We start from the raw sequence: 17,935 nt of genomic DNA, 5'->3' as shown, positions 1-17,935 counted from the left end.
GTTTGATTAGAGATTTTCCTGGTTTCCATCGGACATAACCTCTATAAATATCACAATAAAAAACTACGCTTGCAGAAATCCGCATAAACTGTAAAAATACTGCTTTATGGGGAAAGGGGCTTTGCGCCCATTTTTCAAAGGTCATTCTCTAAAAAAGGAAAAAGAGCATGAAAAAAAGGAAGTGGACAAAATGCTTTCGCATTTTGTCACACTCCCGTTTTTTATGTGTTGTACAGGTGCCGGCAAACGTATTATTTACCTAATACGCCTTCCAGGAATTTGGCCGTGTCAGCCAGGTAATCGGCCGGATAGCCTTCGATATCGCCTTTATCGCAGTGTGCTGCAAAGGACGGATCGATAGGCAGCTTAGCCGTATGGCTGATGCCGTATTTCTGTGCCGATTCGTCAACCCGGCTTGGACCGTAGATTTCTACGCGTTCGTGGCAGTTCGGGCATTCGAAATAGCTCATATTTTCAATCAGGCCGAGAACGGGAACGTTCATCATTTCCGACATCTTGAGGGCCTTTTCGACGATCATGGAAACCAGTTCCTGCGGCGATGTGACGACGAGAATGCCGTCGACAGGCAGGCTCTGGAAGACCGTGAGGGGTACGTCGCCGGTTCCCGGAGGCATATCGACAAACATGTAGTCTATATCGCCCCACATAACATCCGTCCAGAACTGTTTGACCGCACCGGAGATAACCGGTCCGCGCCAGACGACAGGCGAAGCGGCGTCTTCCAGGAGAACGTTCATGGACATCACTTCAATGCCGGTCTTGGTGACGACCGGGAAAATCCCTGTTTCGTCGCCTGTTGCCCGGCCGGTGATGCCGAAGGATTTCGGAATGGACGGGCCTGTAATATCGGCGTCTAAAATGGCCGTTTTAAAGCCGTGGCGCCGCATTTGGACAGCCATCAGGGAGGTGACCAGCGATTTGCCGACACCGCCCTTGCCGCTGACGACAGCAATGACGTGTTTGACGTGTGTTCCTTCATGGGGCTGAGCCAGAAGGCTCTGCGGTTGCGTCCGGCTGCTGCAGCTGCTGCCGCAGCTGGAACAGTCGTGATTGCAGCTTTCACTCATTTATATCATGCTCCTTTTGCGGGGACAAAGGATCGCTCCCTTCCCCTTCTTTCTGATCTTGCGCGCGGCAACAGGGATGGTGGCACGTGCCGGCGCGTTCGCATATCTTAATCTTACCACCTTGGATCAGCAGGCGTTTGCCGTAGACCAGCGCTTCCGCTACTTTGTGGCGGGCCGATTCATAGATGCCCGTCACGGTCGTGCGGCCGACGTTCATCTGTGCGGCTGCCTGTTCCTGGGTCAGGCCAATCAGATCCATAAGGCGGATGACCTCGTATTCATCGACCGTCATGATTACGGTGTCCGTACAAGAATCGGGACCATCCGGCACGAAGGCTTCCTGACGGGGCAGGGAACAAACAAGGCGGCAACGTTGAGGACGCGGCATAAGAACTCCTCCTTTTACCGTGGTGACAGGACAGACAGATACCTATCCTTACTCATTATACTTACCATGCTGACATATGTCAAATTAATTCCGCTCAGATGATATCGATCTGACACCGTTCCATGGCCCGCAGGGCTTCTTCATGGCCTGCCACGGTGGCACCGGCACAACAGTCCCGGACGACGGCAATTTCCTTTTCCGGGAAATAGGCCTTCAGCAGCAGGGCGTTGGCAATGACACAAATGTCCGTGCATAAGCCCATGAGGACAATGCGGTCGTACGGTGCCGTTTCTTCTACGAGGTCCGTGCTGGCAAAGGCCGGCTTTTCGAGGACCGTGGCAAAGAGGGAATACGGCAGGAGGGCCTTACAGATCTGCCAGCCCTTGGTGTCGCGGATACAGTGGGGAATAGGCAGCTTGCGCCCTTCCTGTGTATCCAAATAGTCTTCCGTATGCGTATCCTGTGTAAAGATGAAATCCGTAGTATTGCTTTCATCCTTTTTGGCAGCCTGGAGGAGCGCTTCTATTCTGGGAATAATAGCCGGCGCTTCGGCTGTACCCAAGGCGCCATCGATGAAATCATTTTGCATGTCGACGATAATGTATACCTGGTTCATGAGCGGACGGCCTCCTTTGTTTTTTCCATGGCCTGACGCAGCTGCCGCACGTAGGCGGGCACGTCTTCGCAGGTCATAATACCGGTCATGACACAGACGCCGGCAATGGGGATACCCTGCAATTGGGGCAGCGTTTCCGGCGTAATGCCACCCATGGCATAGACGGGAATGCGCACGGCGCTACAAATATCCCGCAGTGTATCCAGACCAATGGGCGGCAGGTCCGGCTTACAGGGCGTCGGCAGGACGTGACTGGCGATGATGTACGTTGCCCCCAGATCTTCTGCCTGGCGGGCTTCTTCAGCCGTGTGGACCGATACGCCCAGGCTGGTCATATAGTAGCTTAAGGACGTATGGGATTGAAAATACGAAATAGAACATTGAAAGCGGGGAATATGCAGTTTGATGCCTATGCGGCCGAAATGGCTGAGAATGCAGAATTTTTGATGACAGTTGCACAAGCGCTGCATTTTCTTGGCATAAGAGGTGTAGTCTTCTTCGCTTAATGTTTTCTCGCGTAAAATAATGCCATCCACGTTGGTGGCGGCAATTTGTTCCATGTGATCCCAATAGTTTTGGCTAGACAGTGTACGATCTGTTATAGCAATTAATTTCACGATATATCACCTTTGTCTTTCGGAACAATACAAGCTGTTACTAATACTCATATTATACCGTTATTTACCGGGAGGTTCAATGAAATATAGGGTAAACAATAAGATTTAGGCATAAAAAAACGGGGTTTATTATATAAAATAGCTATATTGCAATGATAAAAAGTCATAGGTAAGAGAACCTGCCGGCGCCTGGGAGGGGACAATGGGTGCTTTTATTCTCTATATCTCTCTATATATGAAACGAGCTGTGCTTGACAGCACAGCTCGTTTCCGTCCGGCCAGGTGGATAGGTCCGGCCGGACACTGGATATGTTTAAAAGGCAAAGCGCCGGCCGGATAAACCGGCGCCTGCTGGCAAAAGGGAAATACGGGCGGTCAAACGTAAATATACTCGCTCGTAACAGGCTGCAGACCGGCGCTCTTGATGGCGCTGTATATTTCATCAAAGGATCTGCTGTCTGTGATTTCAAACTGTTCATCGCCTTTTTCAGAGCCATCCTGATGGAGGTGGCCGCCGATACCGACGCAGACGCCGGCAGAAACCTTCGTCGCCGCAATTTTGATGATGTTGTTGCGGAAGGCCGCACTTTCACGGCTCGAAACGACGATGGTCGCAAAGGGCATGAAGAGGCGGTAGGCGCAGATAATCTGTGTCAGTTTCCGTTCATCTACATCCTTGGGGTTAATCTTATCGTTGTTGATGATCGGGCACAGGCGTGGACAGGAAAGGGAAATTTCTGCATGAGGATATTTCCGCTGCAAGAGCCAGGCGTGCATGCCTGTGGCGACGGCGTCTTTTTGATAATCGTCGAGGCCTAAGAGGGCAGCAAAGCCGACACCACGCATGCCGCCCAGGATGGCCCGTTCCTGCGCATAGAAGCGGTACGGGAAAATCCGTTTATGGCCGGCCAGATGCAGCGTTTCATATTTATCGGAGTTGTACGTTTCCTGGAAGACCGTGACGTAGTCGGCACCACATTCGTGCAGATACGTATAGTCGTCAGAATTGACGGGATAGATTTCCATGCCTACATTGCGGAAGTACTGGCAGGCGATTTTAACGGCGTTGCCAATGTACTTGATGTCGCTCATCTTGGGGCTTTCGCCGGTCAGCATGAGGACTTCTTCAATGCCCGTATTGGCAATGTTCTGGCATTCCTGATGCAGCTCTTCGTCGCTCAGGCGGGCCCGCTTGATGGCATTGTGGGAATTGAAGCCGCAGTAGATGCAGTAGTTGTCGCAATAATTGGCAAAGTAGATCGGTGTGAAGATCGAAATGTTGGTACCGAAATGCCGCCGTGTGACGGCGTGGGCTTTTTCGGCAATTTCCGGCAAAAGCGGCGCAGCTGCCGTCGAAAGGAGGGCCATGAAATCGCGCGGTTCCAAATGGGGCTTTGCCAGGGCCCGGCGTACGTCGCGGACCGTGAAATCATCATTGCGGAAGGCATCATGGTATGTGAGTACCTGGTCGAGCATGTCCGAATCAAGGACTTCCATGCCCGGGAGATATGTCATGTGGTCTATACGTTGTTCAGCCATTGTCTATTGCCCCCTTAGTCGCCTAAAAAACCGGTCAGCGGATCAGAAGCAGCGGCAGTTTCACGGACACTGCCCAGGCCGGACAGGTAAGCGGCACGGCCGGCTTCGATGGCCTTGCGGAACGCTGCGGCCATGAGCGGCAGGTCACCTGCCGTAGCAATAGCCGTATTGGCCATAATGGCAGCGGCACCCATTTCCATGGCTTCGCAGGCCTGGGACGGACGGCCGATGCCGGCGTCGACGATGATGGGCAGGTCGATTTCATCGATCAGGATTTGGATGAAATCACGGGTGCTGAGGCCCTTGTTCGTGCCAATGGGCGCAGCCAGGGGCATGATCGCTGCGGCACCGGCATTCGCCAGGTCACGGGCAGCGTAGAGATCGGGGTACATGTAAGGCAGGACGATGAAGCCTTCCTTGGCGAGGACTTCTGTGGCCTTAATGGTTTCTGCATTATCCGGCAGGAGGTATTTCGAATCGCGCATGATTTCGATCTTTACGAAATCACCGCAGCCGACTTCCCGGGACAGGCGGGCAATGCGGACGGCTTCGTCGGCATTACGGGCGCCTGACGTGTTAGGCAGGAGCGTAACGCCTTTGGGAATAAAGTCGAGGATATTATCTTTCTGGCCGGCTTCGACACGGCGCAGGGCCATGGTGACGATCTGGGCACCAGCCTGCTCAACGGCGGCGCGGATCAAATCGACAGAATACTTACCGGAACCAAGAATGAAGCGGGACGTAAATTCGTGCCCGCCCAGAATTAATTTGTCATCAGTTGCCATGGGAATCACTCCTTGTAAAAAGTCATGAATGCATGTGCATGGGAACACAGGGCTGTATCAGCCGCCACCGACGAACTGGACGATTTCAACGGTATCACCCGGCGTGAGCGTCACGGACGAATAAGTCGCACGGGGAACGATGCGGCCATTCAGCTCAACGGCAATACGGTCTGTACGGAAGCCCTGGCCGGTCAGATAGTCTTGCAGGCAGACGTTGTCGGCAGGGACGTCGAGACCATTGATTTTTACCATGAAAGCTGCCTCCTTTCTCTATACCCTTTTATCATATAAGGAAAAACAATGACAACAAAAAAGCCGCACGAAGAACTACACCCAAGGTGGTGTACCCCTTCGTGCGGCTTCATTCGGCCTCACTCTGGCTCTAATTATAGCGTATGCTGAAAAAATGTCAATGCCTTTCTTGGGCTGCCGCGGGCCCTGGCAAAAGTGCCTCTGTCCAGGCTGCATTATTGGAGGTCCCTCCGTTTTGTAGTATAATAGTCATAACTTATAGGAGAGAGGATGGACGTACATTGCAAGCTAACACGAAATATACCTGGCTGGACATAGCGAAGCATTTCTTCTGCAACGATGTAACGCTGTACCAGTTTGCCAATCAATTCCGACAGCAAGCCGAAGCTGCCCAGCGCGGTGAAACGAGTTCCCTTTCTGCATTGCGGTCGTACTTACCCTTGCCGACGGGACAGGAAAAGGGCACGTACATTGCAGTAGATTTTGGCGGTACCAATGTGCGGGCCGCCCGTATCCGCTTATTGGGAGGGCACTGTCATATTGTAGAAAAGAAGGTGTCCCGGCCCTTGCGGCTGCCCGGAAAATATGATTATACGACAGCTGCAACGACGGCGGCAGAATTATTTGACTTTATTGCTGACTGTGTGGGCGAAGCGGCCGGCGGCAACCGCCCTTTCTATTTGGGCCATACCTTTTCCTTTGGCGTACAGCAGCGGGATTTGCACGATGCGCTCTTTTCCTGCTGGGCCAAGGAAATTGCCGTCCAGGGCGCAGAAGGTCACTATGTGAACGCTATGCTGCGTGACGCCCTCGTCCGGCGCGGCTTGGACCGGATCGAACCGGTGGCCCTGGTAAACGATACGACGGCACTCCTCGCGGCGGCGGCCTATCAGTTTGGCTGTTCTGTCGTCGGCGTCATTTGTGGCACGGGCTTTAATATGTGCTATTACGAACCGGCCTGGCAGATGATCGTCAATCTGGAAGCCGGCGACTATTCCGGCGTAAAACAGACCATTTGGGACGAACGGGTAGATGCACAATCCCTCCATCCGGGCGTACACCGCCTGGAAAAAATGATCAGTGGCGCCTATATTGGTGAAATATACCGCCAGGCCCTGATGACCTATTTTCAGACCGATACGATTCCCAAGCTGACGGCTAAGGACATGGGGGACATCCTGGTCATGGATAACCTGGGCCTGACGACGGTACAGATCAGGCTGAGCCGTCTTTTGAACCGGATTATTCAATTATCGGAAATTGAACCGGTGCGCAACCTGGCTGCTGCTATTTTTGCCCGGACGGCGGAATTGTCCGGTGCCGCAGCCTACGGCATGGTGCGGCACATTTATCCGGGCAAGGAAATTCCTGCACAGACGGTGACTGTAGAAGGCAGCGTCCTGCAGCATACCCGCGGCGGCCTGCTCATGTTTGATGATGCCATGTATGCCTGTGCGGCTTTTGATGGCTGGTCGCGGCAGGAAGGGATTCCTGTGGAATCGTTGATCCTCTTTGACGGCCCTGCCGTTGGCGCTGCCGCAGCGGCTGCCCTGGCAGTCGGAAAAGACTGATGCTACAGCTCAGGCCGGGTAGCAGGACGGTTTAAATCGGCCAGCATTTGCTGATCGACGTGGACTTCATTGCCGCCGGTTGTCAAATAGCCGCCGATCATGAGGCCGTCCAAGCCGCCGCTCAGGGCCTGGGCCTGGAGGGAACGCAGGTTTACTTCCCGGCCGCCGGCCGTGCGGATCAGGGCCTGGGGCAGAATAAAGCGGAAGACCGCAAAGGTACGCAAAATTTCCCACGGTGTCAGGCTCCGGTTATGGGCAAAGGGCGTACCGGCAATGGGGTTCAGAATGTTTAAGGGAATGGAATCGACGCCCAGCTCTTTCAGGGCGAAGGCCATTTCCACGCGCTGACGCGGTGTTTCTCCCAAACCGAAAATACCGCCGGAGCAGACGCGCAGGCCCGCTTCCTGGGCTGTGCGGATGACCTTTACCTTGTCCGTGAAGGTATGGGTCGAACAGATGGAGGGGAAATACGAAGGGGCTGTTTCGATATTTGCGTGGTAACGGGAAATGCCAATTTTCTTCAAGGCTTTCGCCTGATCCAGATTGATCAGGCCCAGGGAACAGCACGTTTCGATTTGCACTTCCTTTTTGATGCGCGTTAAGGTATGGATAATTTGATCAAATTCCGGTCCGGGCAGTACGGAACGGCCGCTGGTTACGATAGAAAAGCGAGCGGCCCCGGCGGCCCGGGCTTTTTTGGCTGCCCCTATGATTTCTTCTTCTGCCAGCAAGGGGTATTCTGCTACGCCTGTCTGGTAATGGGCCGACTGGGCACAAAAGCGGCAGTTTTCCGGACATTTTCCCGAACGGCCATTGATGATAGCACAGCAATCGACAGCATGGGAACGGAACTTTTGGCGGATCCGGTCGGCTAAGGCCAGTAATAAAGGCGTGTCAGCGTCCGATACGGTAATGAGCGTTTCGGCTTCTGCGTGCGTCAGTGCACCGCCTTCTAAGACACGGGTAGTCCAAGCGGTTAACGTTTCAATATCCATAGTATAAGGCTCCTTTTCTTTTGGAATCCCCGTCAGTATACTGTACTTTTTAATAAAAGTCAACTTTTTACAATTTGCGAAAAGTTGACAATTAAAAGGCGCAGCAGGAAAAACAGCTGTCCCGTTAGCACGGCAAGAAGAGCAAAAAAATACAGGCTAACTCTTTTCACAGGCCGTCTTTTTCGCTACAATAAAGAATGTACCTATATATCCTTTTTTCTGTTTGCCGAGGTGGGACATGCTGCAACTGGATAAACGTGTAAAAACGCCGTATTATGTACAAATTTATACGTATTACCGGCAGCAAATTGAAAGCCGGAGCCTGCCCACCGGCACGCGGCTCGCATCCGTACGGGAACTGGCCCAGGAATTGGGCGTCAGCAAAATGACCGTCGAAAAGGCCTATTACCAGCTGGCCGGCGAAGGCTATATTCTGCGCCGCAGCAAGGCCCGCTATGAAGTGGCCTCCGTCCGGGTGCCCCGGAAAGCAGACCGGCCACGGTCCGCCTTAGAAGAAGCGGCGCAGTCACCGGCAGCCATTGCCTATGACTTCGGCAGTGGCGACCTGGCGGCAGAAGCCTTTCCGCTGGCCGTCTGGCGCAAGCTCATGAATCGGGTTCTCCACGAACCGGACCTGCTGCTGGCAAACCAGGATGAACAAGGAGCACCGGTCTTGCGCCACGTGCTCAGTCAATATATATATCAGACCCGCGGTGTCCAGGCCGGACCGGAGAACCTGATCATCGGCTCCGGCACAGGCGCCTTGCTGACGGTTTTGCTGAATCTGCTGCACGACCGGTACCCGCAGGTAGCCGTAGAAGAACCGGGCTTCCGCCTGGGGCGGGAACTCTTTCGTACGGGCGGTTTTGAAATCGTGCCGATCCCTGTGCGGGAGGGCTGTTTCTCCCTGCCCGATTTGGCCCAGAGCGGTGCCCGTCTGGCTTACGTCAGCCCGTCCCACCAGTTTCCTACAGGCGCCGTCATGCCGGCCGGCAGCCGCTATGACCTGCTGAATTGGGCTCATGAGTGTGACGGCCTGATCATTGAAGATGATTACGATAGCGAATTGCGCTACCAGGGACGGCCTATACCGGCACTGCAGAGCCTGGACCGGGCCGGGCGGGTCATCTATATGGGCGCCTTTTCAAAAATCCTGCCCCCCTTTGTCCGGCTCAGCTATATGGTTTTGCCGGCGCCGTTGCTGCAGGCCTATACCCGGCGCCGCGTGCTCTTCCGGCAGGGCGCGTCTGTGCCGGAACAATGCGTCTTGGCCGAATATATCCGCACCGGCGGCCTGGCCCGGCAGGTACGGCGCCTGCGCAAGGAATATCAGGAAAAAGGGGCGCTGCTGGCGCACTGTTTACAGGCGGCCTTCGGCGCCGCTATGCGCGTGAGCCCCGTCGTTTCCGGTGTCTACTGCCACGTCGTGCTGCAGAGCGACGTACCGGAGGAGGTCCTCTTGGCACGGGCTGCCAGCGAGGGCTGCCGCGTCTTATCTGTCCGCTCTTTTTATGAAAAGAGCGTCGCAGGAACGGATAAAGAATTTCTATTGAGTTTTTCCAAAATTCCTGCACAGGAACTTACACAGGCTGTTGCCGCATTGCGGCGGGCCTGGTTGGAGAAGGAAGGAAACTAATGGCAAAAGGATTACGTTTTATACATTGTGGTGACTTGCATTTGGGCAGTCCCTTTCACGATATCGCTATGGTAGATGAACGCTGGCAGCGCATTGTCGGCAAGGCCCCGGTCCGGGCCTTCCAGAAGATCGTCCAGATCGCCATTGAACGGAAAGTGGATGCCGTGCTGATTACCGGTGACGTATATACCAGTGCCAGTCATAATCTGACAGCGCAGCTGGATTATGTGCGTCTCCTTCATAAACTGGCACAACATAATATTCAGGTCTTTGCCGTCCTGGGCAATCATGACCCCTTAGACGCGTGGCAGGCCAAAATACCCTTTCCGCCGAATGTCCACGTCTTTGGCACGGAAAAGGTGGAACGCATACCGCTCGTCGTCGAAGGGGAGGAACTAGCCGCCGTATACGGGCAGAGCTATGCCAAAAGCGAGCAACGGGATAATCTGGCCTGGAATTTCCGGCGCACTGCAGGTGACCGCTATGCTATCGGCCTCTTGCACACCCAGGTAGGGACGAACCAATCGCCCTATGCGCCGTGCTCCCTGACGGATCTGAAAGAAAGCGGCATGGATTATTGGGCCCTCGGGCACGTACATAACCATCAGATCGTCTGCGAAAAGCCCTACGTTGTCTACGCCGGCAATCCGCAAGGACTGGACTGCACCGAAACGGGACCGCGCGGCTGCTATTACGTAGAAGTCGGCCCCTACGGTACGGCCAATCTGGAATTTATCGATACGAGTATCGTCCGCTGGGAAACGACGGACGTAGACATTGCTCCCTTTGAATCCGTGTCGGAGCTTCGCGATGCTGTCCGCTTTACGAAGGAAAAGATCCGCAAGGACATAGGCAAGCCTACGTTTTTGACGATTCAGTTCACCGGTGCCGGCAGCATGTACCAGGTACTGAATAATCCGGAGGCTACGCAGTACTGGATCGATGCGTGGCGCGAAGAAGAGGCCGGCAAGTATGCCTTCGTCATGGTACAGCGCCTGCGCAACCTGGCGCGGCCTAAGATCAACGCCGGCGAACGGAGCAAGCTGCCCGATACGGTAGGCGATTATCTGAACGTATTCGATAAACTGGAAAGCCTGCCGCGCGACGAAAAGGTAAAGGCCTTGCGCGAGGTCTTGGCACAGCGTCCGGAATTCGAACGCCTGGGAGCCTATGGACGCAGTATTTCTGACGACCGGCTCTTGGAAGCCTTTGAAAAGGCGAAGTGGCTGGGCATGCAGAAACTGCTGGAGGATAAAAGAGGATAGAGTATGAATATTATACGCATGAATTTGGATGATTTTGGCATTTATCATAACGTATCCTGGACGCCGCCGGAACGGGGCCTGATCGTCATGCACGGTCAGAATGAAAGTGGCAAGACGACACTCATGAAGTATGTGCGCTCCATGTTTTTCGGCTATCCCCGCGGCGAGTGGAAGGGCTATTTCGGGCACATGGATATTCGCCGGGAAAACGGAAAGGAATATACCATTTACCGCAATGAAAAGGAATCGTACATTACCGACGGCGACCAAACACTCCACGAGGAACCGGCCGATCTCTGGTGGCACAGCCTCGATCACAATACGTACGACAAGATTTTTGCCATGGGACTGGAAGACCTGCAGGGCTTTAAGATCCTTTCGAATGAAGACGTGCGCAGTCACTTCTTCAGTATCGAAGGCGGCGTGCGCATGGGCCTTACGCGGCGTGATTTTACCCAGAAAATGGGCGAGCTCCTGGTGGCCTCGCCGCAGGGCAAAAAGCCCATTAATATGCTCCTTCAGGAACAGCGGGAATTTGAGCGCAAGATCAGCCACCTGTCCTATGATGAAGACGAGTTTGCCGATTTGCAGGAAAAGGAAAAGCAGACCCACGACGTAGAAAAACGGCTGCGCCTAAGCATTGAAGAAACGAAGCAGCAAATCGAAAAGGTTGCCATGCCCCTGGCGGCGTGGGATGTCTACAAACGGGGCCAGGAAGCGATGAAGCACATGCAGGACCTGGCAGAGGTCTCCCAATTTCCCGCCGACGCAGCTCAGCGCTGGAGCGACCTGGAAAATAAGCTGCGCGATGTAGATGAAAAAATTAAGGAAATAGAAGCGTCCATCCGCAAGGAACCGGCCTTTAAGCCGGAATGGAACCGCTGGGTGATTTGCGGCCCCCAGATCGACGCCCTCTATCATAAAGTACCACAGTGGCAGCAGGCGCTGAGCGAACTGGAGACGCACGAAGCCAAGGAAATGGACTGGCAGTATGACGAAAATAAATACGCCCAGGAGCTCAAGCAGTGGACGGAAACGACCGTGCCGGAGCACGTCGAATGGACACGGCCCTTGAGCATGGCCCAGCATTTGGCGACATGCATCAGGGAAGAAGAGAAGTGGCAGGCAGCGAAACCGAAAAATGTCAGCGCGCCCCTGACGGAGGCCGATCCCAGCGTACCGGAACGGACGCGGGAAGAGTGGCAGGAATTGGGCAAAGCCGTAGTTTCCATTCAGGAATCCCTGTCGGAACGGGAAAAGGTGCAAGACATGCTGGCCCTGCTGCGCCAGGAACCGGCAGAAACGAGCCATGCCTTTTTTGCCTTGGGGCTGCTCTTTGTCGTCGCGGCCATCGGCCTGGTTACGGGTATTTTCCAGTATGATCTCGATCAGACCATAGGCGGCGCCGCAGCGGCAGTGTGCCTAGTTCTGGCTGGCGCTGCGTTTCTCAAGCAACGGGCTAACGCCCACCGCCGGCCACGGCGTATGGAAGAATTAGAAGGACAGCTGGCCCGGATTCAGACACACTTGGCAGCCATGGCAGAAGACCAGCACATGGAAATTTCCATCGCTGACGACAACGAACGCTGGACCCAATGCCTGGACCACGTGCGCAAGCAGTACATGGACTGGAAAACGCGGGAAACAAAAGACGCGTGGAGCAAGGAACAGCAGGTCATGTATGATGCCATTTACCAGAAATGGGAAGCTGACGGCCAGGGCTGGGAGGAAAAGCTGGAAAACTGCCGTAAGGCCTGGGCTGCCTGGCAGGCAGAAACGGGCTTTACCAAGCTGGACTATGGGCAGGTACAGGAGGCTAAGGAAGTCTGGGATGCCTATCAGACGGCACACCGGTCGTTACAGGAATGGCATAGCCGCAAGGATGCCCTGCTTCAGCAAATTGCCCACGTTCAGGATGAAACAGAACAGATCTTCCGCGAAGTAGGCCTGCGCCAGGACGTCTCGCCGGACGGTATTGAAGCCATGTACCAGCAGTGGCAAACGATTCGCGTCCAGGCAGAAGTAGCGCGGGAACAGGACCGGCAGCAGGAAGAACAGAAGCAGGAGCTGGAAAAGTGGCGGAAGGATAAAGAAATCCGCCTCCATCAGCAAACGGAGATCCTCCAGGAAACGGGGTCCCAAACGGCAGGGGAATTCCGCAGCAAAGTGCTTAAATTCCGTCAGTTCCATCAATACAAGGAAGTATATGAACAATCGGAAGCGCACTTGAAGCTCATTGCCAAACAGCCGAAAAATCTGGCCCAGCTGCGGCACGAGCTGAAGATTCACGACGTTCACACGTGGCAGGAAGAAAAGACGTATTACGAACGAAAAATTGCCGATACGGAAAAGAAACTGGCCGACGTAGCAGAAAAACGCGGCAGCATTGTCGAACGGCTCAGCCAAATGGCAAAGAGTGAAGAATCGAGCCGGCTCCTGCAGGAAAAGGAAAACCGCAAGGCCGTACTCGATACGGCGACTGATGAATGGCTGACCTGCCTCTTTGCCCAGTACATGCTGGGAGAAGCCCAGGCCTATTATGAACGGGTGCGGCAGCCCCAGGTCATTCGTCAGGCCGGTGATTACCTCCATTTGATGACCCAGGGACGCTATACCTTGCAGGCCAGCTTTGACGGCCGCCAGCTCTTTGCCGTCGATGGCACGGGCCGGCGCATTCCGGAAAAACAATGGAGCAGTGGTACGGCCGACCAGGTATATTTGGCTATCCGCCTCAGCCTGGCCATGGCCTTTTCACGGCAGATAGAACCGATGCCGATCATTCTCGATGATATTCTCGTGCGTTTTGATGAACAGCGGCAGCAGGAGGCCTTGCGTTTTCTCGCCGATTTAGGGAAGACAGAACAGATTTTTCTCTTTACATGCTCGAAAGAAACGCGTGACCTGGCTGCATCTGTGCAGCAGCTTCTGGCCGGTGAAACGGACACGATTCACATGGTTGAAATTGAACAGGGCAAGATTTTGGCCGGTTAAGACAGGCCTGCAGGCCCGGGGAGGTTAGGCTGATGAAAATTATTGATGGTACGGAGCGGTTAGCTGAGATAAAGGAACTGATCATCGAGTATACAGATTCTCTGCACATGGATTTGGGCTTTCAGCACCTGTCCGAGGAGCTGGACCATTTAGACACGCATTATGTCTATCCCTACGGCCGCCTGCTGGCTGCCGTCTGTGAGGACGGTACGCTGGCCGGCTGTGTGGCCTATCACCGGCTGGACGGGCGGTCCTGTGAAATGAAGCGCCTCTACGTGCGGCCTGCGTGGCGCCATAGGGGAGCCGGCCAAAAACTGGTAGCGGCTATCATGGAGCAGGCCCGGGCCGACGGCTATCGTGAAATGGTGCTCGATTCGTTTACGGACACCATGCAAAGTGCTATTCGCATGTATGAGGCAGCCGGCTTTCACGAAACGGATGCCTACTATGACAACCCTATGCCCAACGTCATCTATATGAAATGTGAGCTCTGACATAGAAAGAAGGCCCGTGCTGCTGCACAGGCCTTTTTTGCTGCGGAACATGTCAGGCTTTGACTTTATTTTTGTTCAGCATAATATGTAAGATTTCTTCATCCGTTTGCTGCATGCCGTCACGGGCGAGGGCACCGATATTGCGGATCGATTCATCGGCGCTGTTGCTGACCAGGCCTTCACTGCCGGTGACCCGGATATTGTGCAGGGCGAGCATGACGGCCCGGCAGGCGGCATCGCAGGCCGTAGCTACCTTCAAGGTACAGCTGTTGCCGGCACCATCGCAAACCATGCCGATATGGTCGCCGGTCATGTTGGAAATCGTATCTTCTACGTCCTTCAGCTTGCCACCTAAGAGCCAGACCATACCGGTAGCGGCGCCCATGGCGGCTGTACCGGTCGCACAGAGCGCGGAGAGGCGGGGCAGGAAGCTATGGATGTAGATGGAGGTCATGTGCGCTAAGGTCAGGGCACGGATGAGCCGTTCCTTGCTGGCCTGTATCCTCCTGGCGGTTACGACGACCGGTATGGTCGCAGCGATACCCTGGTTACCGGAGCCGGAATTGGTCATGGCCGGCAAGGGTGCACCGCCCATACGGGCGTCTGAGGCAGCTGCGGCTTCCATGATGACCTGATCCTGCAGGGCGTTGCTCAAAAAGCCCGTTTGCATTTCTGCCTTCATGGTATAGCCTACACAGTGGCCGTATTTTTCCGATAAGCCGACGCGGGTTAATTCTTCGTTGAGGACGGCGGCTTCTTCCATAAAGGAGATTTTGTCTAAGGGACAGTCTGTAGCAAACTGATAAATGTCCTTTAAGGTCAGATTATTGAGGAAAAGCTGTTCCGGCGCTATTTCGTCCTGGGCCACCGGCGGTGCTTCAAAGATGACGTGGCCGTCCTTTTCGATACGTACGATGTTGGTATGGTCGTCGGCAATGGAGACGCAGACGCTGTGACTGCTGCCAAAGACCTTGGCTTCTGAGTAGAGCACATTCGGTACGTCGGCAATATCGACGCTGACCAGGTTGTCGGCTACCATCTTTTTGCCTTGGCGTACGGCGTTAGGCGGCAGTTTTTTCAGTACCTGCAGGCCGCCTTCCGGGTCGCCGCCTAAGGCGCCCACGGCGGCGGCAATGTAGAGACCTGGTGTTTCCGTGCCGGGGACGATGACGGCCATGCCGTTTTTCATCATGTTCGCCGATACTCTTGCTTCAATCCGTTCTACCGGGCAGCCCAGCTTACTGGCTGCTACGGCTGCTGCATAGGCAAGGGATATCGGCTCCGTACAGCCTGTCGCCGGTTTTACCTCTTTCTTTAAACAGTCAATCATCTTTTCCCACATAACTTCTAATTCCATAATGATCCGCTCCTTTACAGAAAAAAATCGATCCTTGCTGTTATATTCATTATAATTCATATAGAAATGCGTGTAAATCATAACCGCAACGGTAGGAATAGGAGACGGATCGGGTCTTGACAAAGGCAGAACGAGACTGTATTATATACACAAGTTTTATAGATCGCACGGCAAAGGCGCTGTTGGATGGGGGTATCCAATAGCGCCTTTTGCGTGTGCTATAAAACGAGGGGTGCTGGCCTGCCTGAGCGGAGGGGCTTCGTCAGACAGCAGATATATGATAAATAACTGTACAATAGGGGGAATTGATGATGAGAAAGGAACATGATTTTTTAGGGGAAGTACCTGTGCCGGATGATGTATATTATGGCGTACAGACTGTACGGGCTATAGAAAACTTCCATATTACCGGCAGTCGTCTCGATGGTGATTTCATTCGTTCGATGGCACTGGTAAAACAGGCGGCGGCCATGGCCAATATGAAAAGCGGCAGAATGCCGAAAAAGATTGGCCAGGCCCTGCTGCAGGCAGCCGATGAAATCGTTTCCGGCGAGTGGCTCGATCAGTTTCCTGTCGATCCCATTCAGGGCGGTGCAGGGACGTCGGTCAACATGAATATGAACGAAGTCCTGTGCAACCGGGCTTTGGAAATTTTGGGCCAGCCCAAGGGGCGGTACGACCTTATTTCGCCTAACAACCATGCCAATATGGCACAATCTACGAATGACGTATTCCCAACGAGCATGAAGGTCTGCCTGCTCATGAAGGGCCGCAAGCTCAGCCGTGTCCTGCAAGAGCTGGAATTGGAGCTTTTGGCTAAGGAAGATGCCTTTAAAGACGTCCTCAAAATGGGACGGACTCATCTGCAGGACGCCGTACCGGTCACGCTGGGGCAGGAAATGGGGGCCTATGCATCGGCTGTACACCGGGGCCGCGAACGGATAGAACGGTCTCTCTCAGGCCTGCACCTGATCAACCTGGGCGGGACGGCCGTAGGGACGGGGCTCAATGCGGAACCGGATTATATCCGCAGCGTAGCCGAAGAGCTGGCTGCCCGGACAGGTGAACCCTTTAGAACGGCGAGCAACCTCATGGACATGACGAGCAATACAGACAGCTTTGCCGACGTTTCCTGTGCTATGAAATGTATCGCTCTGGTCCTAATCAAAATGGCTAACGATATACGCCTCATGGCGTCGGGGCCGCGCTGCGGTCTGAATGAACTGAAGCTGCCGGCCCGGCAGCCCGGCTCGTCGATTATGCCCGGGAAAATCAACCCGGTTATGGCAGAAGTCCTCGATCAGGCCTGTTATCAGGTCATTGGGAACGACCTGGCGATTACGCTGGCCGTGGAAAACGGGCAGTTTGAACTGAATGTCATGGAACCGGTCATGGCATATAATCTGTTTCGCTCCCTCGAATGTCTGACCAATGCCAGCCGGGCCTTCGTGACGCATTTGCTCAAAGGACTGGAAGCCAATGACAGTCAGTGCCAGTACTGGGTAGATCACAGTGTCGGCGTCATTACGGCCCTGTTGCCCCATATTGGCTATGAAAAGGCGGCCTTTCTGGCCCGGGAAGCCTATGACAGCCACCGGCCTGTGCGGGATATCGTGCGGGAACATCATATTCTTACAGACGCACAGATCGAGCACTTCCTGTCGCCCTGGTCTATGACCCATCCGGGCATTACGGGGGAAGGCGAGGACACGCTGCCCATTAGTGGCTGACAACAAAAAAAGCGGCCCTTACGGCGCCGCTTCTTTTGTTGCTTCGACAGGAATGCGTTTGTACGGTAGTTTTTCCATAATCTGATCCATGGCTACGCTTAATACGTCGTTCGGATCATTGAGAATGGACGCTTGTTCTTTTTCGGAACCCTTGGAGCTGTAGCTTTTCAGTGTACCATCCTGCGCGTTGTAGGCATATACGGTCAGGTCGTACCAGCATAAGGTGTAAATTTCGTAGTCATCGTGCCAGCCAAAGCGGTTGACCGACTGCTGCCAGACCCAGGTGTGTACGACCGGGACGACGACGAGATCGGCCTTGTAGTCGTGGGCCAGCTGGCTCAGGGCTGCAGCGGTAATCTCTTCCGGTGCCAGTCGTTCTGCCGCGTCTATGCGGTTCCAGTAGGGAATGCGGAAGGGCTGGCCCAGCCGGTATTGCATGTAATGGACAGGATAGCCTTCCTGCGTGGTCTGGACGACGACGACGGTCCGTTCCTTGTCGAACAGGACAGGCGTGCTGTCCGCCGCAAGGGCCGTACCGGCCAGGATGACCAGGGAAACGAACAAGAGCAGTATTTTTTTCACAGAGAACCATCTCCCTTTCGGACAGGGCG

The 17,935-nt window shown here is 54.3% G+C and carries 16 protein-coding genes; 6 read left to right on the top strand and 10 right to left on the bottom strand.

From position 1 onward, the window contains the following. Positions 1-251: 251 nt before the first annotated feature. The 7 genes from H8J70_RS08360 to thiS form a co-directional block, all read right to left on the bottom strand. Complete coding sequence (locus H8J70_RS08360) at positions 252-1,088, bottom strand: Mrp/NBP35 family ATP-binding protein (RefSeq protein WP_186503526.1); 837 nt, start codon at positions 1,086-1,088, stop codon at positions 252-254. Continuing rightward, positions 1,081-1,476 (bottom strand): DUF134 domain-containing protein, encoded by a 396-nt coding sequence (locus H8J70_RS08355; RefSeq protein ID WP_186503525.1) that lies wholly within the window; start codon positions 1,474-1,476, stop codon positions 1,081-1,083. The genes H8J70_RS08360 and H8J70_RS08355 overlap by 8 nt, the downstream gene beginning before the upstream one ends. Positions 1,477-1,570: 94 nt before the next feature. Further along, positions 1,571-2,092 (bottom strand): cysteine hydrolase family protein, encoded by a 522-nt coding sequence (locus H8J70_RS08350; protein WP_186503523.1) that lies wholly within the window; start codon positions 2,090-2,092, stop codon positions 1,571-1,573. Continuing rightward, positions 2,089-2,709, bottom strand: coding sequence for a thiamine phosphate synthase (locus H8J70_RS08345; RefSeq protein WP_288201759.1), 621 nt, complete (start codon positions 2,707-2,709; stop codon positions 2,089-2,091). Before H8J70_RS08345 ends, H8J70_RS08350 begins: the two co-directional genes overlap by 4 nt. A gap of 375 nt (positions 2,710-3,084) precedes the next feature. Next, a complete protein-coding gene (thiH, locus tag H8J70_RS08340) occupies positions 3,085-4,248 on the bottom strand; it encodes a 2-iminoacetate synthase ThiH (RefSeq protein ID WP_186503521.1) in 1,164 nt (387 codons plus the stop codon). A 14-nt stretch (positions 4,249-4,262) separates the two neighbouring features. After that, positions 4,263-5,033, bottom strand: a complete 771-nt coding sequence (locus H8J70_RS08335) for a thiazole synthase (RefSeq protein ID WP_186503520.1) — start codon at positions 5,031-5,033, stop codon at positions 4,263-4,265. A gap of 57 nt (positions 5,034-5,090) precedes the next feature. After that, a complete protein-coding gene (gene thiS, locus H8J70_RS08330) occupies positions 5,091-5,285 on the bottom strand; it encodes a sulfur carrier protein ThiS (RefSeq protein ID WP_186503519.1) in 195 nt (64 codons plus the stop codon). A 281-nt stretch (positions 5,286-5,566) separates the two neighbouring features. On the opposite strand from thiS, the gene H8J70_RS08325 reads away from it, so the two are divergent. After that, complete coding sequence (locus tag H8J70_RS08325; RefSeq protein WP_246415318.1) at positions 5,567-6,856, top strand: hexokinase family protein; 1,290 nt, start codon at positions 5,567-5,569, stop codon at positions 6,854-6,856. 2 nt (positions 6,857-6,858) lie between these two features. Here the strand turns inward: H8J70_RS08325 and bioB are convergent, their stop codons facing one another. Further along, positions 6,859-7,851, bottom strand: coding sequence for a biotin synthase BioB (gene bioB, locus H8J70_RS08320; RefSeq protein WP_186503514.1), 993 nt, complete (start codon positions 7,849-7,851; stop codon positions 6,859-6,861). A 238-nt stretch (positions 7,852-8,089) separates the two neighbouring features. Here bioB and pdxR point away from each other — a divergent pair, with 238 nt between their 5' ends. Genes pdxR through H8J70_RS08300 form a run of 4 tightly spaced genes read left to right on the top strand, consistent with a single transcriptional unit; the run spans position 8,090 to position 14,237 of the window. Continuing rightward, positions 8,090-9,487, top strand: a complete 1,398-nt coding sequence (gene pdxR / locus H8J70_RS08315) for a MocR-like pyridoxine biosynthesis transcription factor PdxR (RefSeq protein ID WP_186503512.1) — start codon at positions 8,090-8,092, stop codon at positions 9,485-9,487. Further along, complete coding sequence (locus tag H8J70_RS08310) at positions 9,487-10,752, top strand: metallophosphoesterase family protein (RefSeq protein WP_186503510.1); 1,266 nt, start codon at positions 9,487-9,489, stop codon at positions 10,750-10,752. The genes pdxR and H8J70_RS08310 overlap by 1 nt, the downstream gene beginning before the upstream one ends. A gap of 3 nt (positions 10,753-10,755) precedes the next feature. Further along, positions 10,756-13,743, top strand: coding sequence for an AAA family ATPase (locus tag H8J70_RS08305; RefSeq protein ID WP_186503508.1), 2,988 nt, complete (start codon positions 10,756-10,758; stop codon positions 13,741-13,743). Between the two features lie 32 nt (positions 13,744-13,775). After that, on the top strand, positions 13,776-14,237 hold the full coding sequence (locus H8J70_RS08300; RefSeq protein WP_186503506.1) for a GNAT family N-acetyltransferase: 462 nt from the start codon (positions 13,776-13,778) through the stop codon (positions 14,235-14,237). A gap of 52 nt (positions 14,238-14,289) precedes the next feature. Here H8J70_RS08300 and H8J70_RS08295 read toward each other — a convergent pair whose 3' ends face one another. Then, positions 14,290-15,594: an L-cysteine desulfidase family protein gene (locus H8J70_RS08295; protein WP_186503503.1), complete on the bottom strand. Its 1,305-nt coding sequence runs from the start codon at positions 15,592-15,594 to the stop codon at positions 14,290-14,292. Positions 15,595-15,905: 311 nt separating this feature from the next. Here H8J70_RS08295 and H8J70_RS08290 point away from each other — a divergent pair, with 311 nt between their 5' ends. After that, complete coding sequence (locus tag H8J70_RS08290) at positions 15,906-17,324, top strand: aspartate ammonia-lyase (RefSeq protein WP_186503527.1); 1,419 nt, start codon at positions 15,906-15,908, stop codon at positions 17,322-17,324. An 18-nt stretch (positions 17,325-17,342) separates the two neighbouring features. Here H8J70_RS08290 and H8J70_RS08285 read toward each other — a convergent pair whose 3' ends face one another. Further along, positions 17,343-17,906, bottom strand: a complete 564-nt coding sequence (locus H8J70_RS08285; protein WP_186503501.1) for a hypothetical protein — start codon at positions 17,904-17,906, stop codon at positions 17,343-17,345. Positions 17,907-17,935 lie beyond the last annotated feature (29 nt).

Origin of the sequence: Megasphaera hominis (genome assembly GCF_014269395.1) — a bacterium.
Classification (GTDB): Bacteria; Bacillota; Negativicutes; order Veillonellales; family Megasphaeraceae; genus Megasphaera; species Megasphaera hominis.
The sequence above is the reverse complement of the archived record's forward strand: the minus strand, read 5'-3'. Positions and strand labels throughout refer to the sequence as shown.